Below are 24,839 nucleotides of genomic sequence, written 5' to 3' on the forward strand. Positions count from 1 at the left end.
CAGATGAATGAATGCCGCGGCCTCCGGTTCTCGGGGGCCGTTTTTGTTTTGATAGTCTGAGGCGTTCCGGGCAGTCCCTGGGGACGGGAACGGTTCGGCTACTGGGTGGCTTGTGGCAGATCCACCTGCCCGCGCATCAGGATGTGCCCTTGACCGGCAACCTTGATTCCCGTCATCGCGTCGGTGGGGCCAACGCGCTTGACAACAGCCTGACCGGGGCGGCCCATATCGTGACCCTGTTCCGCAACGAAACTGTCTTTGGTCATCAGCCCATATTTCCACAGATAGGCCGCCATGGCCCCGGTGGCAGACCCGGTAAACGGATCCTCGGGCGGGCTGGGCGGGGCCATGAGCAGGCGCGAGAACGTATCGCCCGCGTCGGTGGCCCCTTGGAGCGTCACAAGAAACGGCTCGGCCATGTCCGAGCCAGAATACCCTGCCGTCGCAGCCACTTTGCGCAGCGTGTCCTCGGACAGGCGGGCCGCGCGCAAAGCGTCATGATCGCGCAGAACGGTAATACAGAAGGGCAAGCCGGTTGAAACCATCCGGGGTGGCGAGATGATGGCTTCTTGCGGCAGGCTGATCGCCTTTGCCACCAGATCGGCTGGCACATGCGCACCAAATTGCGGGGCGACCTGCGTCATTTCAATCTGTTCGCCCTGCAATCCGATCGAAACGATGCCAGCGCCGGTTTCCAGCGTCAGGTTATCGCTGGAGATCATGCCGCGCGACCGCATCGCCGCTACGGTGGCAATCGTCGGATGACCGGCAAAGGGAATTTCACGGCTGGCCAGAAAATAACGGACGCGGATGTCGGCCACGTCGGACGGGCCGGTGAATGTGCATTCGACCAGAGAGGTTTCGCGCACATAGGCCATGCAGACCTCGGCCGAGAGACCCGCGCCGCCGTGGACCACGGCACAACCGTTGCCGCCAAATGCACGATTGGTGAAGGCGTCTACCCAGTCGAATTCAAACCAGCTCATGCAGTCGGCTCCGTTACAGGTTAAAAGCGGCAGTTTCGCCGATGCGCGTGTGTTGCGGGGAACGTTTCAGCCCCACCGGACAAAGGGGCCGTTCAGTGAACGGCCACAGGTGAAAGATCGTGCTGACGGGCCAGAACGAAGGCCAGCTTGCGGTCGGCCACAAGCGCCAGTTGCTGCCCATCGGAATCGTGCACGGCATAAAGGTGATCCAGATCACCTGCCTGATCGCGCAGATCACGCGGCAGATCGGCAACGTCGACTGTTTTCACATAGACGATACGATCGCCTTCGGTGTTGATTTCAATCGGTGTATTCATTGCTCTTACCCCTTCCGTATGTTGATTGTCTGAACCACGGTTTCCGGCACGGCGCGGGTCAGATCCACATGCAGAAGACCGTTTTCCATGATCGCCTCGCCCACCTCGACCCCGTCGGCCAGCACGAACATGCGCTGAAACTGACGCGCCGCGATGCCACGGTGCAGGAAGATGCGCCCCTCGCTGTCGTCGCGCTGACGGCCCCGGATCACCAGTTGGCGATCCTCGATGGTGATCGACAGATCCTCTTCGGCGAACCCGGCCACCGCAAGGGTGATGCGGTAGGAAAAGTCCGAGGTCTGTTCGATGTTATAGGGCGGGTATCCTTCATTACCGGCCTTGGCAGACCGTTCCAGAAGGCGTTCCAGCTGCTCGAACCCCAAAAGATGCGGGTATGAGCCAAGAGTAAGTTTCGACACGTATTTTCGTCCTTTATTGTCAAAGCGACGTGGTGCGCGGTCCCGTTCCGGCAACCGCTTGTTATAGAATATGGGAAGAAAACAGGATGTCCACAAGGTCTGGCGCGATAACGTCTGACACACTATCTTGTTGGGCAAGCACCACAACAAGCCCGAGTCGCCGATGAACGCGCCCACCGACCTTTCAATGAAAACCGAAGAAGTTCTGCGGGTTGAGTTGGAGGTTTTTCGCCGCCAGCACCGCGACCTTGATGAGGCGATCGAGGCGCTGCACGAAAAAGGAACGGCTGATCAGTTGACCCTTCGGCGTCTGAAAAAGGAAAAACTGCGCCTGAAAGACTTCATCCGCCTGATCGAAGACCGCCTGACCCCCGATATCATTGCCTGAAAGCCCTGTACCGCATTGCCACAAAAGCGGATTTGGCTATAGTGCGCGCTCTTTCTGAGCACGGGGACGTAAGCGGATGAGCGATGTGACAGTGGGGATCATCATGGGCAGCCAGTCGGACTGGCCCACGATGAAGGAAGCCGCAGATATTCTGGATGAACTGGGCATCGCTTATGAGGCGCGTATCGTTTCGGCCCATCGCACCCCGGACCGGTTGTGGGACTATGGCAAGACCGCCGTATCACGCGGGTTGCAGGTGATCATCGCGGGCGCTGGCGGAGCGGCACATCTGCCGGGCATGATGGCCTCGAAAACACGCGTACCGGTGATTGGCGTGCCTGTGCAGACGCGGGCCCTGTCGGGGGTGGATTCGCTGTATTCCATTGTGCAGATGCCCAAGGGCTTTCCGGTGGCGACCATGGCAATTGGGTCGGCTGGCGGAGCCAATGCGGGCCTGATGGCAGCGGGCATTCTGGCCTTGCAGGATGAAGCCCTGGCCGCGCGGCTGGATGCCTGGCGTGACGCGTTGTCCGCCTCGATCCCCGAGGAACCGCTGGGATGAGCCGGATCGGGTTTATCGGCACCGGGCATATCGCCGCGCCGATTGCGCGGCTGATGGCCGCCAAAGGGCATGAGATCAGCGTGACAGAACGCAACGCCGAGGTCTCGACCGCCCTGAAGGCCGAACTGGGCGTGACTATCGCGCCTCCGCAAGCGGTGATTGACGCCTCGGACATCGTGTTCCTGTGCCTGCGCCCGCATATTGCGGCCGAGGTTCTGGCCCCCCTGACCTTTCGTGCCGATCAGCAGGTCGTGTCAGTTATGGCGGCCGTTTCCGCCGAGGATTTGGCCAAGCTTTGCGCCCCTGCGTCGGATTTCGTCCAAACCATCCCGCTGGGGTTCTTGCAGTCCGGCGGCTGTCCGATGGCGGCGTTCGGCAATGACCGCTTGCTGGCCGAGCTGTTTGAGCCGGAAAACCCAGTGGTCAAGGTTGCGGATGAGGCGGCGCTGAACGCGCATTTTGCCATTTGTGCCATTGTTCCCGGCATTCTGGATCTGATGGCCACCGGGGCCGAATGGCTGGGTGACGTAACCGGCGATGCGGACGGGGCCGAGTTCTATACCACGCAGTTGATGGCGGGTTTTCTCGCCGCGATGGAAAAAGGCACAGCCGGGCGGTTGGCACAGGAGCGCGACGCTTTGGCGACCGAAGGTACTTTGAGCCTGCAAATGACGGGCACCCTGATCGAACAGGGCGCGCATGAGGCGCTGAGAGCGGCGCTTGGCGCAATTGGAAAACGTTTGGAGAATTGACGATGGCGGAGATGCTCGCCCAAGGTGCAGTGATCGGGATTCTGGGTGGCGGCCAGCTGGGCCGGATGCTGTCGGTGGCGGCCTCTCGGCTGGGGTTTGTCAGCCACATCTACGAGCCGGGCGCAAACCCGCCTGCCGGGCAGGTTGCGGATCGGGTTACGACAGCGGCCTACGACGATATCGACGCCTTGACGGCCTTCGCCGATGCGGTGGACGTCATCACCTATGAGTTCGAGAACATCCCGACCGAGGCATTGGATATTCTGGAAGCCCATCGCCCCATTCGTCCCGGGCGTGAGGCATTGAGGGTCAGTCAGGACCGCCTGACCGAGAAGACGTTCCTGCAAGGGCTTGGCCTGAAAACGGCTCCGTTTGCGGATATCACCGATCTGGACAGCCTGAATGCGGCCATCGAAGAAATCGGCACGCCCGCCATCCTGAAGACCCGCCGCTTTGGCTATGACGGCAAAGGACAAGCCAGATTGCGCACCCCCCGGGATGCCGAGGCCGCGCTGGCCGATATGGCTGATGCGCCTGCCCTTCTGGAGGGGTTCGTTGATTTCTCACACGAGGTTTCGATCATTGCAGCGCGGGGGCTGGACGGTCAGGTGGCCTGTTTTGACCCGGGTGAGAATGTGCACCGCGACGGCATCCTGCACACCACCACCATTCCTGCCCGACTGTCCCCCGCCCAGCGCACCGATGCCATCCTGCTGGCGGCCAATATCTTGAACGCGCTGGAATATGTCGGTGTCATGGGCGTTGAGCTGTTCGTGACACCCGGCGGGCTGATCGTGAACGAGATCGCGCCGCGCGTGCATAATTCGGGCCACTGGACGCAGAATGGCTGCGCCGTGGATCAGTTCGAACAGCACATCCGCGCGGTGACGGGCTGGCCGTTGGGCGACGGGCAGCGCCACTCGGATGTGGTGATGGAGAACCTGATTGGCGACGATATGGACCGTGTGCCCGAGCTGGCGCGCGAACGGGACGTCGCGCTGCATCTTTACGGCAAGGCCGAGGTCAAGGCCGGTCGCAAGATGGGACATTTCAACCGGATCATGCGGTAGAATATCGCGCTGCGGCGCGATGCCTTCGGCGAGAGTATTTGGAAAAAGGTGAAGCCGGTCTGGTTTCACCCCACAAAGCGCACCGCGATATCCCCTGACATATAGCTGAAGCGCCCGCCCGCCAATGTCGCGGCGACCCGGTGAGTGGTTGCATCAAGGATTACCAGATCGGCGCGTTTGCCCGCGGCAAGCGTGCCCCGGTCCTGCAAGTCCAGCACCCGCGCGGGGCCGGATGAGATCAGCGCCCAGGCCCCTGCGAGATCCAGCAGCCCGGTTTTGGCCAGCATCAGCGCCGCGCGGCGTGGACTGGGATAATGGTAATCCGAGGCCAGCGCATCACAGAGCCCCATGGCGATCAGCTCTACCGCGCTGGCGTTGCCCTTATGCGAGCCACCGCGGACCACATTGGGCGAGCCGAGAATGACGTGATCCCCAGCAGCGCGCGCGGCCTCGGCGGCTTCAAGCTTTTCGGGAAACTCGGCAATACGCACCCCTTGGCTGCGCCACCAAGCGCGCGCCTCTGCAGTTGCGTCATCGTGGCTGCCCAGACGCACGCCCATGTCCGCAAGGTCCGAACAGAGCGCTTCTAGCGCGGCCGGAACCTCAGCCTTGCGGGCGTGCATGCCGAGCAGCATCGCAAAATGCGCTTCCGGATTGCGTCCGGCCTTCAATGCCTGCCCGGTCAGGCGCGGTGGTTTCTTGCCCTGTGCCAAACGATCATGCGGCAGGTGATCATTGAAGACCACGTATGGCACCTGCCAATCGGCGATGCGACGGGCCAGCCCGTCGTAATCCGCTAGCATATTGGTCTCAAACCGCAATTGCGGGATCAGATCGGTGACCGTGCTGCCCTTGACCGCTGCGATGGCCGCAAACACCTGCGCGGCAAAGTCCGGGCCGCGCACGCCGCCTTCCCAGCTGTAAAACTGCGCCAGAACGGCTGTGGTGATGCCGTTGGCGGCCAGTTCGGCCTCGACCGACAGAATGCCCTCATTCATCTGCTTCATCGCGCCGCGACGTGGGGCGATATGGCGTTCGAACCCATCGCCGTGCAAGTCGACAATACCTGGCAGAACAAGAAACCCGGTCAGGTCAATCCGCCGCCCGGTTGCGTCTTTCTGAATGACCCCATCCGCAATAGAGAGGTCTGCGCGTGACAGCCCTTCATCCGGTAGCAGAACCTCGGCACCGGTCAATGTCAGATCCAATGTGGTCATTCTGATGGCTCCGCCTCCGGTTCCGAGCAATTTTGCCCGATGCAGATCTCGTCTATTACGTCCATCACACCATCCAGCCAAGTGATCTGCGGATCAAACCGACCAAATTCGATGAAGTGCAAAGCCTGTGCCATGACCTGCGGGTTGTTCATCATGAAGGTGTGGGTCACCGGCAAGACGAGATGATCGGCCATGCCTTCGACCTTGGTGGATTCGACCGACACCTTGCCATCGTCCGGGCCGTCGATCAGAGATGAAAACACGAGGTTCAAGGACTGATCACCTGCGATGACACCCAGTTCGAAATCCACGGGCGGCAGGCGGCTGGGAATACCATCCGGGCCCGTACCCAGTTGCAGTCCGGCCGGGCCGTTCAGGTATCCGAACACCTCCCACGCGCTGAGTTCATCGACCAGCTGGCTACCCTGATTGGGTGGCCCCAGCATGACGACACGGCCCATGTTTTCAGGGCTGTGGTCCTGCAACCAGTATCGCAACAAGATGCCGCCCATGGAATGCGCAACGACATTGACGGTGTCACTGCCGCAGGCTGCAAATGCTTGCGGGATGGTTTGTTCGGCCAGTTCGGGGATGCCGATTTCGGTCGATGGGTAACCGGGGCGCACGACGGAATAGCCATTCGCTTTGAACAGTTGTTCCATCACGCTGAATGACGCCTCGGTCCGGGCCAGACCGTGCAGCAGGACAACGCATTTTGCGCTGGCCACGGCGGGAAAAAGGCAACAAAGCAGGGCGATCAGAATTCTCATACCCGCCAGATAAAGCCTGTGCGCCTGCGTTAAAAGCCCTTCCCACGTTGACGTCGCAGGACAGCCAGCGCGATACCGCCCAAAACCAGTGCCGCACCAACAAGCAGCCGCACACCCGCGCTTTCCCCCAACAGCACCACGCCGCCCACAATCGCGATCACCGGCACGCTGAGCTGGACGACTGCCGCCGTCGAAGGTGCCAGCTGGGGCAGAACGCGATACCACAAGGCGTATCCCAGACCCGAGGTCACGCCACCTGACAAGGCCGCAAGGAGATAGCCCAATCCGGTCATGTGCCACTCTGCCCCTGTGGCCGTCAGGGCCAGCGCGGTCACCGGCAGCGCGACGATGAAATTTGCGGCCGTGCCCTGCAACGCATCAGGCTCGGACCGCCCGGCCAGTGAATAGGCTGCCCAGCCGATCCCGGCTGCAATCATCAAAACGGTTCCGGTTGGATCGACCTGCACTGTTCCTGTGGGCCACAGAACACAGGCCAGACCACCCAGTGCAATCCCTGCCCCGGCCAGCTGTCGCCGGGTGGGTTTGGCCCCGGCAAGGGCGGTGGCGGCGAACATGGTGATCTGCACAACAGCAAACAGGATAAGCGCGCCCAGCCCCGCATCCAACGTCAGATAGGCAATGGAAAACCCGATCATATACAGGGAAAGCGACCCCGCCCCGATAAACCGCCTGCGGTTGCGCACGGGCAAATGTCCTCTGCGCAGCAGCACCAGTGCAGCCAGAACCAACGCCCCCGCCAGAACCCGAATAATGGCGAACCCCGCAGGATCACTGGACGCGCTGTCGATAGCCAGTCGGTTCAGAATGGAGTTCGCCGCAAAGGCGCACATGGTCAGGGCGGTCAGAAGGAACAGTCGCATTTCAACCACATACCGACTTGGCGGCGCGTTGGACACTCACAATTCGGGCACACGCGGCCCAGCCTTCATCTTTTCCAAAATACTCCCGCCGGAGGCATGGCCGCATTGCGGCCATCGGAAATGAAACGGGGCCGCCTAAAAGGCGACCCCGTCCATTAGCACTTTGGCTTCCCCTCTCGACAGCTTGACCTCGCAGCCAAACGCCTGTCAGGGTCGTCAGAATTCGCCGAGGCGAATTCGACGTGCTTACATCATGCCGCCCATGCCGCCCATGTCGGGCATGCCGCCACCAGCAGGCGCATCTTTTTGCGGCTTGTCTGCAACCATCGCTTCGGTGGTGACCAGCAGGCCGGCAACAGATGCCGCGTCTTCCAAAGCAGTACGGACAACTTTGGCCGGGTCGATCACGCCGAACGAGAACATGTCGCCATATTCTTCGGTCTGAGCGTTGAAACCAAAGGCCGGATCCGAAGATTCGCGCACTTTGCCAGCAACAACCGCACCGTCAACGCCTGCGTTTTCGGCGATCTGGCGCAGCGGCGCTTCGATGGCCTTGCGCACGATGTTGATGCCTGCGTCCTGATCAGCGTTCGCGCCTTTCAGCGATTCCAGTGCTTTACCGGCCTGAACCAGAGCAACACCACCGCCTACAACGACGCCTTCCTGAACGGCTGCGCGTGTTGCGTTCAGAGCATCGTCCACACGGTCCTTACGCTCTTTCACTTCAACTTCGGTCATGCCGCCGACGCGGATAACGGCAACACCGCCTGCCAGTTTGGCAACGCGTTCCTGCAGCTTCTCACGGTCGTAATCCGACGAGGTTTCTTCGATCTGGGTGCGGATCTGAGCAACACGTGCTTCGATTTCGGCTTTCTCGCCAGCACCGTCGACGATGGTGGTTTCGTCTTTGCTGATCTCGATCTTCTTGGCGGTGCCCAGCATGTCCATTGTGACATTCTCAAGCTTCATGCCCAGATCTTCGCTGATCACCTGACCGCCGGTCAGGATTGCGATGTCCTGCAGCATGGCCTTACGGCGATCGCCGAAGCCCGGTGCCTTGACAGCAGCAATTTTTAGGCCGCCGCGCAGTTTGTTGACAACCAGAGTTGCCAGCGCTTCACCTTCAACGTCTTCTGCAATGATCAGCAGCGGCTTTTGCGACTGGATCACCTGCTCGAGCAGCGGAACCATCGGCTGCAGCGAAGACAGTTTCTTTTCGTGCAGCAGGATCATGCAGTCGTCGAGTTCTGCGATCATCTTGTCTGCGTTGGTGACGAAGTAAGGCGACAGGTAGCCGCGGTCGAACTGCATACCTTCGACAACATCGGTCTCGGTTTCCAGACCTTTGTTTTCTTCGACGGTGATAACGCCTTCGTTGCCAACCTTCTGCATCGCGTCCGCGATCTGCTGGCCAATTTCAGCTTCGCCGTTGGCCGAGATGGTGCCAACCTGAGCAACTTCTGCCGAGTCTTTGACTTCGCGCGAAGCAGCACGGATGCCTTCGACAACTTTGGCGGTTGCCAGGTCGATGCCGCGCTTCAGGTCCATCGGGTTCAGGCCCGCTGCAACCTGCTTCAGGCCTTCTTTTACGATGGCCTGCGCCAGAACGGTCGCGGTGGTGGTGCCGTCGCCGGCTTCGTCATTGGTGCGGCTGGCGACTTCTTTCACCATCTGCGCGCCCATGTTTTCGAACTTGTCTTCCAGTTCGATTTCCTTGGCAACCGAAACACCGTCTTTGGTGATGCGCGGTGCGCCGAAGGATTTGTCCAGAACCACGTTGCGGCCTTTGGGGCCCAGGGTCACTTTGACAGCATCCGCCAGAATGTTGACGCCTTTCAGCATCTTGTTGCGGGCATCGGTGTCGAACTTGACGTCCTTTGCAGCCATGTCGTTTCTCCTTGAGAAAATGTGTTTAGTGGAAGATCAGAGAAAGCGCGGGCTTACTCGATGATCCCCATGATGTCGCTTTCTTTCATCATCAGCAGCTCTTCGCCGTCGACCTGGACCTCGGTGCCCGACCATTTGCCGAACAGGATCTTGTCGCCAGCCTTGACCGCCATTGCGATCAGCTCGCCGCTGTCCTTGCGCGCGCCTTCGCCGGTTGCGACGACTTCGCCTTCGCTGGGCTTTTCTTTTGCGCTGTCAGGAATGATCAGTCCGCCTGCGGTTTTTTCATCGCTTTCGGTACGGCGAACCAGCACACGGTCATGAAGCGGTTTCAATGCCATCTTTGCAGCTCCTTGGGCTCAAAGTTTTGTTTATCCTCCCCTCGCCGTTCGACGAGGCGTTAGCACTCGGTGTGTGTGAGTGATAACGACGCATAGCTAGGGAGTCTAAAACGCCGAGTCAACAAGGTGTTTGGGTTTTTTTTGAGAACGGCCTAGTCGACCTGTTCCCAGCTGTAGGCCCAGTGTTTCAAGCCGTCTGTTCCCTCAGAGGTAAGAGCGTAGACACCTTTTTCAACCTTCTCGAACCAGCCATAGTGATTTTCCCGCATCAACCGGGTGGCGACCGGAACACCCACCGATCTGGCGACCTCGGCCCCTTTGGCCGGGCCGTGTTCGGCCAGAAAGGCCGCGCATTTCAGCGCATCCTGGCGGTAGGCCGTCACGATCCCATGACGTGTCGCGCCCCCGGAATTGGGGTCGCCCTCCAGCCGGTCGAATTCGCGCAGCAGCCGCGCCGCCCTGACCTTGTTCTTGCGCGGCGCATAGGGGCCCGGATCGCATTGCACCTCGACCGTGCCATCGGAACGTACGGTGATCAGACCCAGACCAAGCCTGCGGCACAGCGCCAGATTGTCCCTGAGCGCCCGCCGGGCCGTGCGCCCGGTGGGTTTGCTGACCCCGATATAGACCTGATCCGTGAGTTTCAGGCGGGCAATTGCCTGATGGAACAGGGACAGCGTGAGCCTGAGCTTGAGCTCGACAATCACAGGCGGCTCGTCTTCGCGTATCGCGACGATGTCGGCAGCGCCCACTTCTCCTTTGACGGTGTATCCCTGACGCTCCAAGAGCGCCTTGATCGGGGGATAGAGGTCCTGCTCGCGGTTCATGGGGCCTATGCTACGCAGATTATTGAGGAATACCAGACGGGTTGCTTGAACATGGGTCGCAGGCATGGCTATGTCTGGAACACCTTGATGACACAACACCGGATGGGTTCATGCGCCTGCTGACATTTCTTGCTTTTCTACTGGCCCCGATCACGGCTGCGGCTGCGTGCGATGGGCAGGACCTGCGCCCGCAGCTGTCGGATGACGCGCGGGCCGAGTTGCAGCGCGCGGTGGCGGACATCCCCTTTCCGGAAGGCAACCACTGGATTGCGCGCAAGGATGACACGGTTCTGCACATCATTGGCACCCTGCACACGTATGACGAACGCATGGAAAAGGTGGTTGAACGCCTGTCTCCGGACCTGAGCAAGGCTGACGCGTTCTATTTCGAAGTCACCCAGACTGACATGGACGAATTCGAAAAAAACCTGGCCAATAATCTCAGCGCTGTAATGATCACATCCGGGCCGACCCTGATCGACCTGATGGGAGATGAAGACTGGGCCGCATTCTCGACCGCATTGAACCAGCGCGGCATTCCCGGCTGGATGGCGGCCAAAATGCGACCGTGGTTCTTGAGCATGATGCTGAGCATCCCGCCCTGCATGATGGAAGATCCGAACGGGACCTACGGCATGGACGCCCGCCTGAACGATCTGGCCGCAGAAAACGGCATTCCGCAACACTCGCTGGAACGTATCGACGACCTGATCGCCATGTTCGACAGTCACCCTCTGGAACAGCAGGTCGAGTCACTGGTGCGCCTGTCCGGGGCGATGATGGGAAGCAACGATCAACTGGCCACCATGGCCAATGGATATCTGGAAGAAAAGCACGCCGAGATCATACAATTTGCCCGCCTGCAGGGGTTCGAGGAATCCGGGCTGAGCCGGGACGTCTTCGATGAGGAATGGAACGGGTTCGAGCAGCAGATGCTGGTCCAGCGGAATGCCCTGTGGATGGAGCATATTCTGGCCATCACGGATCAGACAGCGGTGATCGCGGTCGGCGCAGGTCATCTGAGTGACGATCACGGTTTGCTGAACCAGCTGGAGCAGGCCGGATACACGCTGACACGCGCCGCTTTCTAAGCCGGTTCAGCGGTTTTCAGACCAAGCGTCGCAGACGGGCTGCTGTGGCGTGACAAGGACGTTTGTCCGCCCTATAAGGCGCGCAAATTTCCATTCCGCAGGACGCTGACATGACAACGCTCGTATTTGGTCACAAATCCCCCGACACCGATTCCACAGGCTCGCCGATCCTGTGGTCGTGGTACCTTAACGAAATCAAAGGTGTGCAGGCCGAGCCCGTGCTGTTGGGCGAACCCAACACCGAAGCGGCATTCATGCTGGACAACTGGGACCTGCCCAAACCGCGCATCCTGGACGATCTGGCCGCGGACACTCCGGTGGTCATCGTCGACACCAACAACCCCGCCGAACTGCCCGCCAATGTCAATGACGCGGACATCCGCGCCATCATCGACCACCACAAGCTGGTCGGTGGTCTGGAAACAAAAGGCCCGATCGACATCACCGTGCGCCCGCTGGCCTGTACGGCCACCATCATGGTCGACCTGATGGGTGACGATGCGGCCAAGATGCCTGACGCCATCAAGGGCGCGGCACTGACCTGCATCCTGTCGGACACGCTGGAATTCCGCTCGCCCACCACCACGCCCCATGACCGCGAGGTTGCTGAGCGGCTGGCAGCCGAGCTGGAGCTGGATATCTCGGCTTACGCGGCAGACATGTTTGCGGCAAAATCGGATGTCTCGTCCTTCTCGGATGCCGAACTGATCCGCATGGACAGCAAGGAATACGAGGTCGATGGCACCAAATTCCGCGTTTCGGTTCTGGAAACCACTGCGCCGGGCGTCATTCTGGACCGCAAGGCAAGCCTGGCGGGTTCGATGGTGGATGTCGCCAAGGAAGACGGTGTCGATCAGGTGCTGCTGTTCGTCGTCGATATCCTGAACGAGGAAGCCACTCTGCTGGTGCCCAACGATCTGGTCAAAACCGTTGCCGAGAAAAGCTTTGGCGCATCCGTCGATGGCGACGCCGTGGTTCTGCCGGGCATCATGAGCCGTAAAAAGCAGATCATTCCGAACCTGAAGGTCTGAAGAAACACGCGGGGTCTGTCGTTCTGAGTAAAACAGGCCCTGCATTATTAGTCCTGAGTCTGCGCCTTCGGCATTGCGCCTGGGCAGACCTGTACCCGACAGATGAAATACAGGGTGGCCACCTATCGATTGGTGGCCAATCCCTTGCCAATCGGTCATAAGGCTCGTGCAGTTTCAGCTTGAGGCCACATATGACCCAGATCGTTCACGCGCTGTCCGAAATCTCTGCCCGCTACAAAGCGTTGTTTGTCGATCTGTGGGGGTGCGTTCACAACGGAATCACGGCCTATCCCGAAGCTGTCGCAGCCCTTCAAGCCTATCGCGCGGACGGGGGGCTTGTCGTGCTAGTCACGAACTCGCCCAAACCCCGTGCGGGTGTGGCCGAGCAACTGGTGCAGTTCAATGTTCCCGCAGATGCCTATGACACCATCGCCACCAGCGGCGATTCCGCGCGGTCGGCGATGTTCCGCGGCGCTGTCGGGCACAAGGTTTACTTCATGGGGGAATGGCAGCGCGATGCGGGCTTTTTCGAGCCACTGAAACTGCTGCACCACCCGATCCATATCGAACGTGTCCCGCTGAGAGAGGCCGAGGGGATCGTCTGCTGTGGCCCCTTTGATCCGATGGCTGACCCAGACGTGAACCGCCCCGATTTCCTCTATGCCAAGCAGATGGGCATGAAGCTGCTATGCGCAAACCCCGATATTGTTGTCGATCGCGGCGAGGTGCGCGAATGGTGTGCCGGCGCTTTGGCAAAGCTCTATACCGAGATGGGCGGCGAGAGCCTGTATTTCGGCAAACCGCACCCGCCGATCTACGATCTGGCGCGCCGCAGGTTGCAAGAACTGGGCCATGATATCCCGGACAGCGACATTCTGGTGATCGGCGACGGCCCCCATACGGACATTCTGGGGGGCATGGGTGAAGGCATTGATTCCCTGTTCATTTCGGGCGGGCTGGCGGCGGCCGAGACAAAAACGTCGCACCATCCGGATCACGAATCCCTAACAGCTTATATCGAAAGGGAAAAGATCAACCCGACCTACACAATCGGTCGATTGAGATAGCAAGAAAAGACTTGATTTTCTGCAACTGCGAAGTAATAAAGTTGCCAACCTAGGCCGGATAGTGGTTTTTTCTTTCTCGGTCGATTTCGAGTGAGGGCAACATGTTGGACAATCTTCCACGCGGAACGATCTGTATCGAAGACATCGAAATGGGCATGTCCCGCCACCTGCGCAAAGTGGTGACGGACGAAGATATCGAGATGTTCGCGCAGATCTCGACAGACCGGAACCCGGTGCATCTGGATGATGATTATGCCCGCGATACAATCTTCGAAGGGCGCATCGCGCACGGGATGCTGACAGCTGGGCTGATTTCGGCCGTGATTGGCGAACAACTGCCGGGCCATGGCACGGTCTATATGGGGCAGTCACTGAAGTTCCTGGCCCCCGTGCGCCCCGGTGACATGGTTTACGCCGAGGTCAAAGTTATCGACATCGACTTTTCCAAGCGTCGCGTCAAACTGGATTGCCATTGCTCGGTCGAGGGCAAGAAGGTTCTGATCGGTGAAGCCATGGTACTGGCCCCGTCGCGCAAGTTCGACTGATCGGCGAACACTTCCATCCAAAAGGCGCCCGACCGGCGCCTTTTTTGTTTGGACGCTGTTTTTTGCCTGTGCCTTTCAGGACGGGCGGGCGCGTTTTCGCCCTTTCAACGCACCGGATTCCAGAATGATCTCTGACACCACGTGTTCGCGCCTGTAGGCCATCACATGAACGCCGGACACCCCCGCGATATCGCGGATCTGCTGGATCAGTTCGATACAGATCTTCTTGCCCTCGTCAGCTGGCTTTTCGGCTTTCTCCATCCGCTCGATTACCTGATCGGGGATGTGAATGCCGGGAACATTGCTGCGCATCCAGCGTGCCGCACGCGCTGACGCGATGGGGCCGACGCCCGCGATGATGAACACTTTCTTGTCCAGTCCCGCATCGCGCACCCGCGCCATGAATTTCTCGAACAGCGGAATGTCGTAGATGTAATTGGTCTGAATATACTCGGCCCCGGCCTCAACCTTCTTTGCCAGACGATCAGGTCGCCAGTCATAAGGCGGTATGCAGGGGTTTTCGGCAGCACCAAGGAACAGTTGCGGCGGGCGCGTGATCTTACGACCAGAAAGGAACATTCCCTGATCACGCATCGTGCGGATCGTCCGCAGCAGGGTAAGGGAATCGAAATCGAAAACCGGTTTTGCCCCCGGCTGATCCCCGACGCCGACGCCGTCGCCGGTCAGGCACAGCACGTTACTGACGCCCAACGCCGCAGCCCCCAGAACATCGCCCTGAATGGCAATCCGGTTCCGGTCTCGGCAGGAAATCTGATAGACCGGAGAATAACCCGCGCGCGTCAGCAAGGCACAAATCCCAATAGACGACATATGGCAGTTCGCGCCCGAAGCATCGGTTGCATTGATCGCGTCAGCCACTTCACCAAGCGGTTGGGCCGCCTGAAAAACATCCTCGGGGTCGGCACTGTCGGGTGGGTTCAACTCGGCTGTGACTGCGAAACGGCCTGAACGGAGTACCTTTTCCAACCGGCTGTGCGACACATATCCTTGGGGAACCGGAACATAGCCAATCGGCTCCACCTCGTTGCGATGGGTATCACTCATTTCTTCAGTTCCCGGTTTATCGCGTTGGGTGGTTCGGCGGCCAGTGGTGCCGCAGAAGGTTCATTCTCGCGCGCTTCGGGGAATGCCTCGGCCAGCGCCAATCGGGCAGCATCCCGGGTCTCGCGCTCGTGCGCTGCAATCTCGCGGCTGACCCGCAACCAGGATGACGAGCCTTTCAACGTGTGCTCCACCGGTGGCAGAACTTCTTTTATCTTGTCGGCTCCGTGCCGCATGCGGCTGGCTCCGTTCCAGGCCAGGGCCCAGACACATTTCATATCCGGCTTCACCTCACAGAACTCGCCGGGACGTACGCCGCCACAGGGGCCATTGCGCAATTGCTTTGGGCAGTTCATCGGGCAGGACATGCCGGTTGATGACAACACGCATTGCCCGCACATCTTGCAATCGAACAACAGGGTTTTGACGCCCTTCTCGACCAGTGCGATGGGGCGTTCGACGCGGTTATATCCGATCTTTGCAAATAGCGGGTCCATCGCGACCATGCCGCGTTCGACACATTTATAGATCCACTCGAAAGTGCGGGCATGACGAATCGCGAACAGTCGCATTCGGTACATGGGTCTGCCTCCTGTGCTGGGTTCGTTCGAACCTGGCCGGGCTTTGATCCGGTGCGCCTTAATCCAGGGGACCGGATTTTCAGTCTAAACCCAGAGTTTTTTTTGAATCAAGCGGTTGGAGGCGGCTGGCATGAAATACTTGGATTGGCCTCGTGCATTTTCCCGGCCAAGCGAAATGTTCAAGGCTCATTCACAGGATCGCATTCTTGGAATTCAAACTGCCGCTTGAACAAATTGACTCGCGCCGCTACGCAATCGTCTATGCACATCATCCGGGATATCCAGTTCGTCCAGCCAGAAGATCGCGGCGCCAGCGTGGCAATCGGGAATTTCGACGGCGTTCATTTGGGGCACCAGTCGGTCATCGAACTGGCCCGTAATGCTGCGCCAGACGCGCCGCTGGGTGTGTTGACCTTCGAGCCGCATCCGCGGGAGTATTTTGCGCCGGACACGCCTCCGTTCCGCCTGATGCGGGGCAATGCGCGGGCGCACCGGCTGGAAAAGCTGGGCGTAGAGAAGCTGTATGAACTGCCGTTCAACGCCGCGCTGGCAGGGCTATCGCCGGAAGAGTTTGCACGCAACGTGATCTGCGACGGGCTGGGCCTGTCGCATGTCGTGGTGGGGGCCGATTTCTGCTTTGGCAAGGGCCGCAGCGGCACGGCGCAGGATCTGGTGCGGTTCGGGCGGGACATGGGGTTCGGCGTGACGATTGCGCCTTTGATGGAACGGTCGGAAAACGTTGTGTCCTCAACCGCCATTCGCACCGCGCTGAGCGACGGCCGACCACGGGACGCAGCCGCGATGCTGGGACACTGGCACCGGATCGAAGGCGAAGTGATCGGGGGCGAGCAGCGCGGGCGCGAGTTGGGCTTTCCCACCGCGAACATGTCCATCGAAGGGCTGCACCCTCCAAAGTTCGGTGTCTACGCCGTATTGGTGGACGTGTTGGATGGGCCGCATAAAGGCAGCTATCACGGTGCGGCCTCGATCGGGGTGCGCCCGATGTTTAACGGCCAGGTGCCCAATATCGAAACCTTCCTGTTCGACTTTTCGGGCGATCTGTACGGGGCAACGCTGTCGGTGGGTCTGATCGACTTTCTGCGCCCCGAGATGACATTTGACGGGCTGGAGAGTCTGATCACGCAGATGGATGCCGACTGCAAACAGGCCCGCGGTATATTGACCACCCTATGAGTGTTGATCCAATTGAACGCACGGGCCTGCCTGCCCGGTTTTGGGAGCGCAAACCCCTGCGCCAAATGAACCAGCGCGAGTGGGAGGCGTTGTGTGATGGCTGCGGCAAATGCTGCCTGAACAAGCTGGAAGATGAAGACACGGGCGAGGTTGCCCTGACCTGCGTCGCGTGCCGCCTGTTGGATGACGAAAGCTGCCGCTGCGTACAATACGACATCCGGCATCAATTCGTGCCCGAATGCATCGTCATGACCCCCGACAATATCGACGAACATGCCTATTGGTTGCCACAAACCTGCGCGTATCGGTTGCTGTGGGAAGGCAAACCGCTTTACGACTGGCACCCGTTGATATCTGGTACAGCGGACAGTGTGCATGCCGCCGGGATCTCGGTTCAGGGGCGCACAGTGTCCGAGTTTGAGACACCCATGGAAGAGTGGGAAGATTACATAATCGAGGAGCCAAGCTGATGCATTTCGCGTCTGACAATTCCGGGCCGGTTCATCCGCAGGTCATGGCCAGGCTGGCCGAGGTCAATCAGGGCTATCAGATGGCCTATGGCGCGGATACGCTGATGAACGAGGTGCGCGACCGTATCCGCAGCATATTCGAGGCTCCGGGTGCTGCGGTCTATCTGGTGGCGACGGGGACAGCCGCGAATTCGCTGACCCTTGCAACATTGTCAAAGCCTTGGGAAACGGTCTTCTGTTCCCCAGTCGCGCATATCCACGAGGACGAATGCAACGCACCGGAGTTTTACAGCGGCGCCAAGCTGACCCTGGTTCCGGGTGGAGACAAGATGACCCCTGAGGCGCTGCGCGGGTCAATTCTGGGTGAAGAAACACGCGGGGTGCATGGGCCGCAGCGCGGACCCGTGTCGATCACACAAGTGACCGAGCGCGGATCGGTTTATTCGCTGGCAGAGTTGCAGGCCCTGTGCGGGGTCGCCAAGACGTGCGGCCTGCCTGTGCATCTGGACGGTGCGCGCTTTACCAACGCGTTGGTTGCGCTGAACTGTTCCCCGGCGGATATGACGTGGAAAGCAGGTGTGGATGCTGTCAGTTTTGGCGGCACCAAGAACGGTCTGATGGGTGTCGAGGCGGTGGTGTTCTTTGATGAAAGCAAAGCCTGGGAATTTGAGTTGCGGCGCAAACGCGGGGCGCATCTGTTTTCCAAGCACCGCTATCTGTCCGCTCAGATGGCGGCCTATCTGGAAGACGACCTGTGGCTGAAGATGGCACGTCAGGCCAATGACAACTGCGCCCGCTTGGCCGAGGGTTTGCGCGCCAAGGGGGCCGCGTTTCTGCACGAACCGCAGGCCAATATGATCTTTGCCTCATTCCCACGCGCGAAGCACAAGCAGCTGCACGAGGCCGGCGCGGTTTATCACCTTTGGGGGGCAGAGCTGGACGGCGAGGATGAAAACGAAAACCTCGCGTGCAGGCTGGTTTGCGACTGGTCCATCGGAGCGGCGGAGATCGATCAGTTTCTCAATCTGCTTTAACGCCCAACGGGGCGTTGGCCAGCCAGAACGCCCGCAGCAAAGCGCCGGTTTCATCAGGGTGTGAAATCGGCAGCATGTGCCCTGCGCCGTTGATGCGTTCATTGCGTGCATCAGGCAGGCGCCGTTGCAGCCCTGCGCAAATCGCGTGGATCACCGGCGGCGTCTCTGACCCGCTCAGCAGCAGGATCGGCATTGATGCACGCCGAAGCCGATCGGCGTCAAGCAGCCCTGCCTGATCATCGTAGAGCACAGGCTGCACAGCCGGAACCGCATCGATTCCACGCACCATATTTGCCCGCGTGCGCTCGGGCAGATCAGGCCATTTGGGGCTGATCTTCGTGCTCCACGCCCTGTTGAACAGGCGCGCGGCCAAAACCTTGTCACCAGACGCGAAGGCCGCATTGACCGGCTCGGAGTCCCGTTCGTGCTGTTCGAACAACAGCGGCGCATCCTGTTTTGCAACTGCAAAGAACACGGGTTCGATCAGGATCAGGCTGCGCACACGGTCGGGATGCTCAAGCGCCAGCCTGAGCGCGATCATCGCCCCAAAGGAATGCCCGATTACATCCATGGGTTCGGTCAATTCAGCCAGGGCCGGTTTGGTCACTGCGTCAAAGAAATCACCTTGCCCGTCCCAATCCGGGCTGCGCCCATGCGACAGCATATCAGGGGCAATAAATGACGCACAGCCATCCAGCACACTGGCCAAACCGGACCAGGCACCGGAATGCGCAATCGTGCAATGGAGGGCGAGCAATTTCCGCCCCCCGTCACCCAAGTGCCTGACGAAAACGGATTGCATCACGGCCCTGACCGTCACCCGTTCATCTTGGCCAGATGCCGGTCCAGATCGTCCAGCCTGTCCTGACCCCAGAACCGCTGATCGTCGGGCGTGATATAGAACGGTGCGCCGAAGACACCCCGGTCCACGGCTTCCTCTAGGTTGGCGGCATAGGTTTCTGCCCCCACCAGCAAGCCGCTGTCTGCCAGACCGGGATCAAACCCGGCTTGCGTCAGACATTCGCGGATAACATCGTCCTGTGCGATATCCTTTTCCTCGGCCCAGCAGGCGCGAAGAAAGGAATGACACAGCTTGCCCACATCGCCCGAGCCGTCCTTGATCGCGGCAATAACCGCATAAGATGACGGGGCCATGTTGGTCGGCCAGTGCGCGGGTTTCAGATTGAACTCCATCCCCAGATTCTTGGATTGGCGCAGCAGCTCCTGTGCGCGGTATTCGATACGTGAGATATGCCGGTCTTTCGGAGGGGTTCCCCCGGTGCGCGCGAACAGGGCGATAATATCCAGCGGTTTATAGTTGATCGTGGCGCCGTGTTTTGCCGCGATTTCTTCCAGCCGCATCCCTGCCAGATAGGAATAGGGCGAGAGTGTCGCAAAAAAGTAGTCAATCTGGGTCATGTGCACTTTCTCCGCTGCGTTACCTTTGCGGGACGGTAAGGCCATGCTAAGCGGTGTCAACATCACGATTCTGTCACATTGCCATTGCTGCCCGGGGACCTCAGCCGATGCCGACACTTCACGAACCCAAGCTTATCGCTGGGAACGCCAACCTTCCGCTTGCCCAAGCCATCGCACGCCGCATGAGCCTGTACCGAGGCGTTGATCAGGGTCTGGTCGATGCGCGTGTCGAACGGTTCAACGACGGTGAGATTTTCGTCGAAGTGTTCGAGAATGTGCGCGGCGAGGATATGTTCATTATCCAGCCGACCTCGAACCCGGCCAATGACAACCTGATGGAACTGCTGATCATCGCTGATGCCCTGCGCCGGTCGTCCGCGCAGCGGATCACCGCCGTGATTCCGTATTTCGGGTACGCCCGTCAAGACCGTCGCACCAAGGCCCGCACGCCCATCAGCGCCAAGCTGGTGGCTAACATGCTGACCGGGGCCGGGATCGAAAGGATCCTGACAATGGACCTGCACGCGGCCCAAATTCAGGGCTTTTTCGATATGCCGGTGGACAACCTTTATGCCTCGCCCATCTTTGCGCTGGATGTGAAGCATCAGTTCAAGGGAAATCTGGATGAAATCATGGTGGTTTCACCCGACGTGGGCGGCGTTGCCCGCGCGCGTGAACTGGCCAAGCGGATCAACGCCCCTCTGTCGATCGTGGACAAGCGCCGCGAGAAAGCGGGCGAAGTCGCCGAGATGACCGTGATCGGGGATGTGAAGGACAAGATCTGTCTGATCGTGGACGACATGTGCGACACCGCCGGAACGCTGTGCAAGGCGGCGCAGGTGCTGCTGGATAACGGTGCGAAAGAGGTTCATTCCTACATCACGCATGGCGTCATGAGCGGCCCTGCGGTGGAACGGGTGACAAACTCGGTGATGAAGTCGCTGGTGCTGACCGACACGATCCAACCGACCAAAGAGATTTTGGGCGCCAAGAACATCCGCATTGTTCCGACCGCGCCTATCTTTACGCAGGCGATCCTGAACATCTGGAACGGAACCAGCGTGTCATCCCTGTTCGAAGACAAGACGCTGACGCCGATCTACGAATCCATGTACCAGATGGATTGAGTTTGGACGGGGCGACAGGATGTGTCGTCCCTTTCTTTTTGAACCATCGATTGCGCACAAGCCTGACCCATGTGCGCGATCAGCGACACAAGTGGACCGATCTCCATGACTGGCAACAAACGCATTGTTCTTTCCAGCGACCACGCGGCAATCGAGCTGCGTCAGGCCGTGGCCAACCACATCGCGCAGCAAGGCTGGGACGTGGTCGATATCGGCCCGACGACCTCTGAAAGCACCCATTATCCCAAACACGGCAAGGCCGCGGCACTGACTGTTGCATCGGGTGATTGCGAATTGGGTATTATCCTCTGCGGCACGGGTCAGGGCATCATGATGGCTGCAAACAAGGTACCCGGCATTCGCTGCGGCGTCTGTTCGGATGCGTTTTCTGCGCGGATGATCCGCCAGCACAACAATGCCAACATGCTGTCGATTGGCGCGCGCGTTGTCGGCGAAGGTCAGGCGCTGGATATTGTGGATGCGTTTCTGGGGGCCGAATTCGAAGGCGGCCGCCACGCCACACGGGTCGACATGATCGAAGCGCAGGACGACTGAGCCCCGCGCCTGTCCTGCAAGCCCCGGATCAGGAAATGTTCCAGTCGTCCGGGTGTGCCACCTCTCCAAACGCGGTCCAACTGATCCGGATCCGGGCAATCCGCGTGTCGGACCATGTCCGAAACACCGCTTCGAACCCTTCCGAGGTGATATTTTCTGCCTGAACCTCGGCGCGCAGGGCTGATGATGTGTCGACATCCCAAAGGGAAATCCCGATCTGAACCATGGGCGGGCTAAGAAACGTGCCCTTGAATTGTATGGGTTTCCGGCGTTCGCGGGGGCCTTCGCCAGTCCACATGTCCCCGCCTTCGGCAAATTCCGAAAACAGAACACTTTCACCCTGATCGATGCCAATGGGATGGGTCAGAAATTTTTTCATGTTTTCATCATTATACTTGAATTTCCGCAACTTACCCCGGCTTTCTGGCAAAAGCACGACAAAAAAACGGCCCCGCAATTGCGAGGCCGTTCCAATTTTCCACTGTTAAGCCAATTACAGGCTCATATGTGTCCCAAGGGCTTCCATGTCGGCCAGCAGCTTGGCGGCTTCGTCGACGATCGACATGTCGTCGCCGCCCTTTGCCGCTTCGTGCGAGGCGCGTGCCTCGGCAATCAGCTCGTCCATATGCGAACGGGTGATTTCCGAAACCGGAACCGCCTTTTCGGCCAGAACCGACAGGCTGTCGCCGTTGATCTGGGCAAACCCGCCGGTGACCAGGTATTCGCTGGACCCTTCGGGTGCCTCAACCTTCAGCAGACCGGGGCGCAGCGTTGTGATGGTGGGGGCATGATCGGGCATCGCCGTCATGTCCCCGTCCGCGCCGGGAATCTGGACCGCGGTGACCTCGAGCGAAGCAAGGCTCCGCTCGGGGCTGACGAGGTCGAAATGCATCGTGTTTGCCATCAGGGATACTCCTTAGGCGGCTGCTGCTGCCATTTTTTCGGCTTTGGCGATCACTTCGTCGATGCCGCCAACCATCAGGAAGGCTGCTTCGGGCAGGTGATCGTATTCGCCAGCCACAACGGCCTTGAACGACGAGATGGTGACATCCAGAGGAACCTGAACCCCCGGCGAGCCGGTGAAGACCTCGGCCACGTCGAACGGCTGCGACAGGAAGCGTTCGATCTTACGGGCACGGGCCACGGTCAGCTTGTCCTCTTCCGACAGTTCGTCCATGCCGAGGATGGCGATGATGTCCTGCAGCGACTTGTAGCGCTGGAGGATCTGCTGAACGTCGGTCGCAACCTTGTAGTGCTCTTCGCCGACGATGGCCGGGTCGAGCAGGCGCGAGGTCGAGTCGAGCGGGTCAACCGCCGGGTAGATACCCTTTTCCGAGATCGCACGGTTGAGAACGGTGGTCGCATCCAAGTGAGCAAACGAGGTTGCCGGCGCGGGGTCGGTCAAGTCGTCCGCAGGCACGTAGATCGCCTGCACCGAAGTGATCGATCCGGCCTTTGTCGAGGTGATGCGTTCCTGCAGGGCACCCATGTCGGTAGCCAGTGTCGGCTGGTAGCCCACAGCGGACGGGATACGACCCAGCAGAGCCGACACCTCGGAACCCGCCTGTGTAAAGCGGAAGATGTTGTCGACGAAGAACAGAACGTCGGTACCGGACTGGTCGCGGAACTGCTCGGCCAGGGTCAGACCGGTCAGAGCAACACGCGCACGCGCACCCGGAGGCTCGTTCATCTGACCGTAAACCAGGGCCACCTGGCTTTCCGACAGGTTGTCCGGCTTGATCACGTTCGATTCGATCATCTCGTGATACAGGTCGTTGCCTTCACGGGTCCGTTCACCAACACCCGCAAACACCGAGAAGCCCGAGTGCACTTTTGCGATGTTGTTGATCAGTTCCATGATCAGAACGGTTTTGCCAACGCCAGCGCCGCCGAACAGGCCGATCTTACCGCCTTTGGCGTAAGGGGCCAGCAGGTCAACCACCTTGATGCCGGTAACCAGTACTTCGGACTCGGTCGACTGTTCGGCAAAGGTCGGTGCGGGCTGGTGGATCGCGCGCGCTTCGGTTGCCTCAACCGGACCTTTTTCGTCGATCGGCTCGCCGACCACGTTCAGGATGCGGCCCAGAGTGGCATTGCCAACCGGAACCGAGATCGGTGCACCGGTGTCGGTGACCACTTCACCACGGACCAGACCTTCGGTCGCGTCCATCGCGATGGTGCGGACAGTGTTTTCACCCAGGTGCTGAGCAACTTCCAACACCAGGCGCTTGCCATTGTTGGTGGTTTCCAGCGCGTTCAGAATTTCAGGCAGCTGATCTTCGAAGTGCACGTCGACGACGGCCCCGATGATCTGTGTGACTTTGCCTTTTGCATTCGCCATGTTTCGTCTCCGGTTTGTCTCTACAGCGCCTCGGCGCCGGAAATAATTTCAATCAGCTCGTTGGTGATCACGGCCTGACGCGAGCGGTTGAACTGGATCGTCAGCTTGTCGATCATCTCACCCGCGTTGCGTGTCGCGTTGTCCATTGCGGACATCCGCGCGCCCTGTTCAGACGCTCCGTTTTCGAGCAGAGCCGAGAAGATCGCGGTCGCAACCCCCTTGGGCAGCAGGTCGGCCAGAATGGCCTCTTCGCTGGGCTCGTAGTCGAAAATTGCACCGCTGTCGTCACCTTCCGACTCCTCGAACGAGGCGGGGATGACTTGCTGTGCCGTCGGGATCTGGGTCACAACGTTGACGAACTTCGAGTAGAAGATCGTGGCAACGTCGAACTCGCCCCCGTCGAAGCGGGACAGGATGTCCTTTGCGATGTCCTGCGCGTTGGAATAACCCAGACGCTTGACCTCGCTCAGGTCCACATGCCCAACGAACAGATCGCCAAAATCACGCTTGAGCGCGTCGCGGCCTTTCTTGCCGACGGTCAGAATCTTGACCGTCTTGCCCTTGCCGCGCAGCTCTTCCGCCTTCTGGCGGGCCAGCTTGGCGATGTTCGAGTTGAAGCCGCCACACAGGCCGCGTTCAGCTGTCATAACAACCAGCAGATGGACATCATCACTGCCCGTACCACGGAGCAGCTTGGGGGCGCTGTCGCTGCCCCCGACCGACGCCGCCAGCCCCGCCATCACGGCATTGAACCGCTCGGCATAAGGGCGCGAGGCTTCGGCAGATTCCTGGGCGCGGCGCAGTTTTGCGGCCGCGACCATCTGCATGGCCTTGGTGATCTTGCGGGTCGATTTGACCGACTCGATCCTGTTTTTAAGGTCCTTCAGACTAGGCATCGGAACCTC

30 protein-coding genes are annotated in these 24,839 nt (G+C 59.7%); 13 read left to right on the forward strand and 17 right to left on the reverse strand.

What is annotated here, in order from left to right:
• Window positions 1-98 precede the first annotated feature (98 nt).
• The 3 genes from ACR0LL_RS14585 to ACR0LL_RS14595 form a co-directional block, all read right to left on the reverse strand.
• Window positions 99-986 carry a PhzF family phenazine biosynthesis protein gene (locus ACR0LL_RS14585; RefSeq protein ID WP_480587927.1) on the reverse strand — a complete coding sequence of 296 codons (888 nt, stop codon included), beginning with the start codon at window positions 984-986 and terminating at the stop codon, window positions 99-101.
• A 92-nt stretch (window positions 987-1,078) separates the two neighbouring features.
• Window positions 1,079-1,303 (reverse strand): DUF1150 family protein, encoded by a 225-nt coding sequence (locus ACR0LL_RS14590; protein WP_209504776.1) that lies wholly within the window; start codon window positions 1,301-1,303, stop codon window positions 1,079-1,081.
• A 5-nt stretch (window positions 1,304-1,308) separates the two neighbouring features.
• Window positions 1,309-1,722 (reverse strand): Hsp20 family protein, encoded by a 414-nt coding sequence (locus ACR0LL_RS14595; RefSeq protein WP_058275530.1) that lies wholly within the window; start codon window positions 1,720-1,722, stop codon window positions 1,309-1,311.
• 163 nt (window positions 1,723-1,885) lie between these two features.
• On the opposite strand from ACR0LL_RS14595, the gene ACR0LL_RS14600 reads away from it, so the two are divergent.
• From ACR0LL_RS14600 to ACR0LL_RS14615, 4 genes are all read left to right on the forward strand, one after another.
• Window positions 1,886-2,110: a YdcH family protein gene (locus ACR0LL_RS14600; RefSeq protein WP_267362973.1), complete on the forward strand. Its 225-nt coding sequence runs from the start codon at window positions 1,886-1,888 to the stop codon at window positions 2,108-2,110.
• Window positions 2,111-2,186: 76 nt separating this feature from the next.
• The gene (gene purE, locus ACR0LL_RS14605; RefSeq protein ID WP_480539325.1) at window positions 2,187-2,672 is read left to right on the forward strand and encodes a 5-(carboxyamino)imidazole ribonucleotide mutase; all 486 of its coding nucleotides are present in this window, start codon (window positions 2,187-2,189) and stop codon (window positions 2,670-2,672) included.
• A complete protein-coding gene (locus ACR0LL_RS14610; RefSeq protein ID WP_480587929.1) occupies window positions 2,669-3,424 on the forward strand; it encodes an NAD(P)-binding domain-containing protein in 756 nt (251 codons plus the stop codon). Before purE ends, ACR0LL_RS14610 begins: the two co-directional genes overlap by 4 nt.
• Before the next feature lie 2 nt (window positions 3,425-3,426).
• Window positions 3,427-4,494: a 5-(carboxyamino)imidazole ribonucleotide synthase gene (locus ACR0LL_RS14615; RefSeq protein WP_480587931.1), complete on the forward strand. Its 1,068-nt coding sequence runs from the start codon at window positions 3,427-3,429 to the stop codon at window positions 4,492-4,494.
• A 65-nt stretch (window positions 4,495-4,559) separates the two neighbouring features.
• Here the strand turns inward: ACR0LL_RS14615 and ACR0LL_RS14620 are convergent, their stop codons facing one another.
• The 6 genes from ACR0LL_RS14620 to ACR0LL_RS14645 form a co-directional block, all read right to left on the reverse strand.
• Window positions 4,560-5,711, reverse strand: coding sequence for an alpha-D-ribose 1-methylphosphonate 5-triphosphate diphosphatase (locus ACR0LL_RS14620; RefSeq protein WP_480587933.1), 1,152 nt, complete (start codon window positions 5,709-5,711; stop codon window positions 4,560-4,562).
• Window positions 5,708-6,481, reverse strand: coding sequence for an alpha/beta fold hydrolase (locus tag ACR0LL_RS14625; RefSeq protein WP_480587935.1), 774 nt, complete (start codon window positions 6,479-6,481; stop codon window positions 5,708-5,710). Before ACR0LL_RS14625 ends, ACR0LL_RS14620 begins: the two co-directional genes overlap by 4 nt.
• Before the next feature lie 29 nt (window positions 6,482-6,510).
• Window positions 6,511-7,362 (reverse strand): DMT family transporter, encoded by an 852-nt coding sequence (locus ACR0LL_RS14630; protein WP_480587937.1) that lies wholly within the window; start codon window positions 7,360-7,362, stop codon window positions 6,511-6,513.
• 246 nt (window positions 7,363-7,608) lie between these two features.
• Window positions 7,609-9,249: a chaperonin GroEL gene (gene groL / locus ACR0LL_RS14635; RefSeq protein ID WP_480587939.1), complete on the reverse strand. Its 1,641-nt coding sequence runs from the start codon at window positions 9,247-9,249 to the stop codon at window positions 7,609-7,611.
• 53 nt (window positions 9,250-9,302) lie between these two features.
• A complete protein-coding gene (gene groES / locus ACR0LL_RS14640; protein ID WP_170536247.1) occupies window positions 9,303-9,590 on the reverse strand; it encodes a co-chaperone GroES in 288 nt (95 codons plus the stop codon).
• Window positions 9,591-9,742: 152 nt separating this feature from the next.
• Window positions 9,743-10,417, reverse strand: a complete 675-nt coding sequence (locus ACR0LL_RS14645; protein ID WP_480587941.1) for a DUF2161 domain-containing phosphodiesterase — start codon at window positions 10,415-10,417, stop codon at window positions 9,743-9,745.
• A 110-nt stretch (window positions 10,418-10,527) separates the two neighbouring features.
• Between ACR0LL_RS14645 and ACR0LL_RS14650 the strand changes: the two genes are divergently transcribed.
• The 4 genes from ACR0LL_RS14650 to ACR0LL_RS14665 all read left to right on the forward strand — a co-directional run bounded on the left by ACR0LL_RS14650 (window position 10,528) and on the right by ACR0LL_RS14665 (window position 14,151).
• A complete protein-coding gene (locus ACR0LL_RS14650; RefSeq protein ID WP_480587943.1) occupies window positions 10,528-11,508 on the forward strand; it encodes a TraB/GumN family protein in 981 nt (326 codons plus the stop codon).
• A 110-nt stretch (window positions 11,509-11,618) separates the two neighbouring features.
• Window positions 11,619-12,539 carry a manganese-dependent inorganic pyrophosphatase gene (locus ACR0LL_RS14655; protein WP_480475459.1) on the forward strand — a complete coding sequence of 307 codons (921 nt, stop codon included), beginning with the start codon at window positions 11,619-11,621 and terminating at the stop codon, window positions 12,537-12,539.
• A 191-nt stretch (window positions 12,540-12,730) separates the two neighbouring features.
• Window positions 12,731-13,606 (forward strand): TIGR01459 family HAD-type hydrolase, encoded by an 876-nt coding sequence (locus tag ACR0LL_RS14660; protein ID WP_267362988.1) that lies wholly within the window; start codon window positions 12,731-12,733, stop codon window positions 13,604-13,606.
• A gap of 101 nt (window positions 13,607-13,707) precedes the next feature.
• Window positions 13,708-14,151 carry a MaoC family dehydratase gene (locus ACR0LL_RS14665; RefSeq protein WP_267362989.1) on the forward strand — a complete coding sequence of 148 codons (444 nt, stop codon included), beginning with the start codon at window positions 13,708-13,710 and terminating at the stop codon, window positions 14,149-14,151.
• A gap of 75 nt (window positions 14,152-14,226) precedes the next feature.
• Here ACR0LL_RS14665 and ACR0LL_RS14670 read toward each other — a convergent pair whose 3' ends face one another.
• Together ACR0LL_RS14670 and ACR0LL_RS14675 are read right to left on the reverse strand one after the other, a co-directional pair.
• Complete coding sequence (locus tag ACR0LL_RS14670) at window positions 14,227-15,216, reverse strand: methylenetetrahydrofolate reductase (protein ID WP_480475455.1); 990 nt, start codon at window positions 15,214-15,216, stop codon at window positions 14,227-14,229.
• Window positions 15,213-15,794, reverse strand: a complete 582-nt coding sequence (locus tag ACR0LL_RS14675) for a methylenetetrahydrofolate reductase C-terminal domain-containing protein (RefSeq protein WP_480482268.1) — start codon at window positions 15,792-15,794, stop codon at window positions 15,213-15,215. The genes ACR0LL_RS14670 and ACR0LL_RS14675 overlap by 4 nt, the downstream gene beginning before the upstream one ends.
• 261 nt (window positions 15,795-16,055) lie before the next feature.
• On the opposite strand from ACR0LL_RS14675, the gene ACR0LL_RS14680 reads away from it, so the two are divergent.
• The 3 genes from ACR0LL_RS14680 to ACR0LL_RS14690 are packed head-to-tail and all read left to right on the forward strand — an operon-like array spanning window position 16,056 to window position 18,492.
• Window positions 16,056-16,988 (forward strand): bifunctional riboflavin kinase/FAD synthetase, encoded by a 933-nt coding sequence (locus ACR0LL_RS14680; protein ID WP_480475451.1) that lies wholly within the window; start codon window positions 16,056-16,058, stop codon window positions 16,986-16,988.
• Window positions 16,985-17,458, forward strand: coding sequence for a YcgN family cysteine cluster protein (locus ACR0LL_RS14685; protein WP_480587945.1), 474 nt, complete (start codon window positions 16,985-16,987; stop codon window positions 17,456-17,458). Before ACR0LL_RS14680 ends, ACR0LL_RS14685 begins: the two co-directional genes overlap by 4 nt.
• A complete protein-coding gene (locus ACR0LL_RS14690; RefSeq protein WP_480587947.1) occupies window positions 17,458-18,492 on the forward strand; it encodes a threonine aldolase family protein in 1,035 nt (344 codons plus the stop codon). Before ACR0LL_RS14685 ends, ACR0LL_RS14690 begins: the two co-directional genes overlap by 1 nt.
• Here ACR0LL_RS14690 and ACR0LL_RS14695 read toward each other — a convergent pair.
• Window positions 18,479-19,294 (reverse strand): alpha/beta fold hydrolase, encoded by an 816-nt coding sequence (locus ACR0LL_RS14695; RefSeq protein WP_480587949.1) that lies wholly within the window; start codon window positions 19,292-19,294, stop codon window positions 18,479-18,481. The genes ACR0LL_RS14690 and ACR0LL_RS14695 overlap by 14 nt on opposite strands.
• Window positions 19,295-19,308: 14 nt before the next feature.
• Window positions 19,309-19,911, reverse strand: a complete 603-nt coding sequence (locus ACR0LL_RS14700) for a 2-hydroxychromene-2-carboxylate isomerase (protein WP_267362997.1) — start codon at window positions 19,909-19,911, stop codon at window positions 19,309-19,311.
• A gap of 107 nt (window positions 19,912-20,018) precedes the next feature.
• Between ACR0LL_RS14700 and ACR0LL_RS14705 the strand changes: the two genes are divergently transcribed.
• Both ACR0LL_RS14705 and rpiB read left to right on the forward strand, forming a co-directional pair.
• Window positions 20,019-21,038: a ribose-phosphate pyrophosphokinase gene (locus ACR0LL_RS14705; protein ID WP_209504798.1), complete on the forward strand. Its 1,020-nt coding sequence runs from the start codon at window positions 20,019-20,021 to the stop codon at window positions 21,036-21,038.
• Between the two features lie 105 nt (window positions 21,039-21,143).
• Window positions 21,144-21,593, forward strand: a complete 450-nt coding sequence (gene rpiB, locus ACR0LL_RS14710; RefSeq protein WP_480482278.1) for a ribose 5-phosphate isomerase B — start codon at window positions 21,144-21,146, stop codon at window positions 21,591-21,593.
• 28 nt (window positions 21,594-21,621) lie between these two features.
• Here rpiB and ACR0LL_RS14715 read toward each other — a convergent pair whose 3' ends face one another.
• The 4 genes from ACR0LL_RS14715 to ACR0LL_RS14730 form a co-directional block, all read right to left on the reverse strand.
• Window positions 21,622-21,972, reverse strand: coding sequence for an H-type lectin domain-containing protein (locus tag ACR0LL_RS14715; RefSeq protein WP_480482280.1), 351 nt, complete (start codon window positions 21,970-21,972; stop codon window positions 21,622-21,624).
• 114 nt (window positions 21,973-22,086) lie between these two features.
• The gene (locus ACR0LL_RS14720) at window positions 22,087-22,497 is read right to left on the reverse strand and encodes a F0F1 ATP synthase subunit epsilon (RefSeq protein ID WP_209504801.1); all 411 of its coding nucleotides are present in this window, start codon (window positions 22,495-22,497) and stop codon (window positions 22,087-22,089) included.
• Between the two features lie 12 nt (window positions 22,498-22,509).
• Entirely contained in the window at window positions 22,510-23,934 is a 1,425-nt protein-coding gene (gene atpD / locus ACR0LL_RS14725; protein ID WP_209504802.1) for a F0F1 ATP synthase subunit beta, read from the reverse strand.
• A 20-nt stretch (window positions 23,935-23,954) separates the two neighbouring features.
• A complete protein-coding gene (locus tag ACR0LL_RS14730) occupies window positions 23,955-24,830 on the reverse strand; it encodes a F0F1 ATP synthase subunit gamma (RefSeq protein WP_267363000.1) in 876 nt (291 codons plus the stop codon).
• Between the last annotated feature and the right edge of the window lie 9 nt (window positions 24,831-24,839).

The sequence above is a fragment of the Ruegeria sp. AI2 genome, assembly GCF_056541275.1.

Excerpts from the sequence above, each read along its gene's own strand:
- ACR0LL_RS14585 (WP_480587927.1), bottom strand. The coding sequence starts at position 986 with ATGAGCTGGTTTGAATTCGACTGGGTAGACGCCTTCACCAATCGTGCA.
- ACR0LL_RS14590 (WP_209504776.1), bottom strand. The coding sequence starts at position 1,303 with ATGAATACACCGATTGAAATCAACACCGAAGGCGATCGTATCGTCTAT.
- ACR0LL_RS14600 (WP_267362973.1), top strand. The coding sequence starts at position 1,886 with ATGAACGCGCCCACCGACCTTTCAATGAAAACCGAAGAAGTTCTGCGG.
- purE (WP_480539325.1), top strand. The coding sequence starts at position 2,187 with ATGAGCGATGTGACAGTGGGGATCATCATGGGCAGCCAGTCGGACTGG.
- ACR0LL_RS14610 (WP_480587929.1), top strand. The coding sequence starts at position 2,669 with ATGAGCCGGATCGGGTTTATCGGCACCGGGCATATCGCCGCGCCGATT.
- ACR0LL_RS14615 (WP_480587931.1), top strand. The coding sequence starts at position 3,427 with ATGGCGGAGATGCTCGCCCAAGGTGCAGTGATCGGGATTCTGGGTGGC.
- ACR0LL_RS14620 (WP_480587933.1), bottom strand. The coding sequence starts at position 5,711 with ATGACCACATTGGATCTGACATTGACCGGTGCCGAGGTTCTGCTACCG.
- ACR0LL_RS14625 (WP_480587935.1), bottom strand. The coding sequence starts at position 6,481 with ATGAGAATTCTGATCGCCCTGCTTTGTTGCCTTTTTCCCGCCGTGGCC.
- ACR0LL_RS14630 (WP_480587937.1), bottom strand. The coding sequence starts at position 7,362 with ATGCGACTGTTCCTTCTGACCGCCCTGACCATGTGCGCCTTTGCGGCG.
- groL (WP_480587939.1), bottom strand. The coding sequence starts at position 9,249 with ATGGCTGCAAAGGACGTCAAGTTCGACACCGATGCCCGCAACAAGATG.
- groES (WP_170536247.1), bottom strand. The coding sequence starts at position 9,590 with ATGGCATTGAAACCGCTTCATGACCGTGTGCTGGTTCGCCGTACCGAA.
- ACR0LL_RS14645 (WP_480587941.1), bottom strand. The coding sequence starts at position 10,417 with ATGAACCGCGAGCAGGACCTCTATCCCCCGATCAAGGCGCTCTTGGAG.
- ACR0LL_RS14650 (WP_480587943.1), top strand. The coding sequence starts at position 10,528 with ATGCGCCTGCTGACATTTCTTGCTTTTCTACTGGCCCCGATCACGGCT.
- ACR0LL_RS14655 (WP_480475459.1), top strand. The coding sequence starts at position 11,619 with ATGACAACGCTCGTATTTGGTCACAAATCCCCCGACACCGATTCCACA.
- ACR0LL_RS14660 (WP_267362988.1), top strand. The coding sequence starts at position 12,731 with ATGACCCAGATCGTTCACGCGCTGTCCGAAATCTCTGCCCGCTACAAA.
- ACR0LL_RS14665 (WP_267362989.1), top strand. The coding sequence starts at position 13,708 with ATGTTGGACAATCTTCCACGCGGAACGATCTGTATCGAAGACATCGAA.
- ACR0LL_RS14670 (WP_480475455.1), bottom strand. The coding sequence starts at position 15,216 with ATGAGTGATACCCATCGCAACGAGGTGGAGCCGATTGGCTATGTTCCG.
- ACR0LL_RS14675 (WP_480482268.1), bottom strand. The coding sequence starts at position 15,794 with ATGTACCGAATGCGACTGTTCGCGATTCGTCATGCCCGCACTTTCGAG.
- ACR0LL_RS14680 (WP_480475451.1), top strand. The coding sequence starts at position 16,056 with ATGCACATCATCCGGGATATCCAGTTCGTCCAGCCAGAAGATCGCGGC.
- ACR0LL_RS14685 (WP_480587945.1), top strand. The coding sequence starts at position 16,985 with ATGAGTGTTGATCCAATTGAACGCACGGGCCTGCCTGCCCGGTTTTGG.
- ACR0LL_RS14690 (WP_480587947.1), top strand. The coding sequence starts at position 17,458 with ATGCATTTCGCGTCTGACAATTCCGGGCCGGTTCATCCGCAGGTCATG.
- ACR0LL_RS14695 (WP_480587949.1), bottom strand. The coding sequence starts at position 19,294 with ATGCAATCCGTTTTCGTCAGGCACTTGGGTGACGGGGGGCGGAAATTG.
- ACR0LL_RS14700 (WP_267362997.1), bottom strand. The coding sequence starts at position 19,911 with ATGACCCAGATTGACTACTTTTTTGCGACACTCTCGCCCTATTCCTAT.
- ACR0LL_RS14705 (WP_209504798.1), top strand. The coding sequence starts at position 20,019 with ATGCCGACACTTCACGAACCCAAGCTTATCGCTGGGAACGCCAACCTT.
- rpiB (WP_480482278.1), top strand. The coding sequence starts at position 21,144 with ATGACTGGCAACAAACGCATTGTTCTTTCCAGCGACCACGCGGCAATC.
- ACR0LL_RS14715 (WP_480482280.1), bottom strand. The coding sequence starts at position 21,972 with ATGAAAAAATTTCTGACCCATCCCATTGGCATCGATCAGGGTGAAAGT.
- ACR0LL_RS14720 (WP_209504801.1), bottom strand. The coding sequence starts at position 22,497 with ATGGCAAACACGATGCATTTCGACCTCGTCAGCCCCGAGCGGAGCCTT.
- atpD (WP_209504802.1), bottom strand. The coding sequence starts at position 23,934 with ATGGCGAATGCAAAAGGCAAAGTCACACAGATCATCGGGGCCGTCGTC.
- ACR0LL_RS14730 (WP_267363000.1), bottom strand. The coding sequence starts at position 24,830 with ATGCCTAGTCTGAAGGACCTTAAAAACAGGATCGAGTCGGTCAAATCG.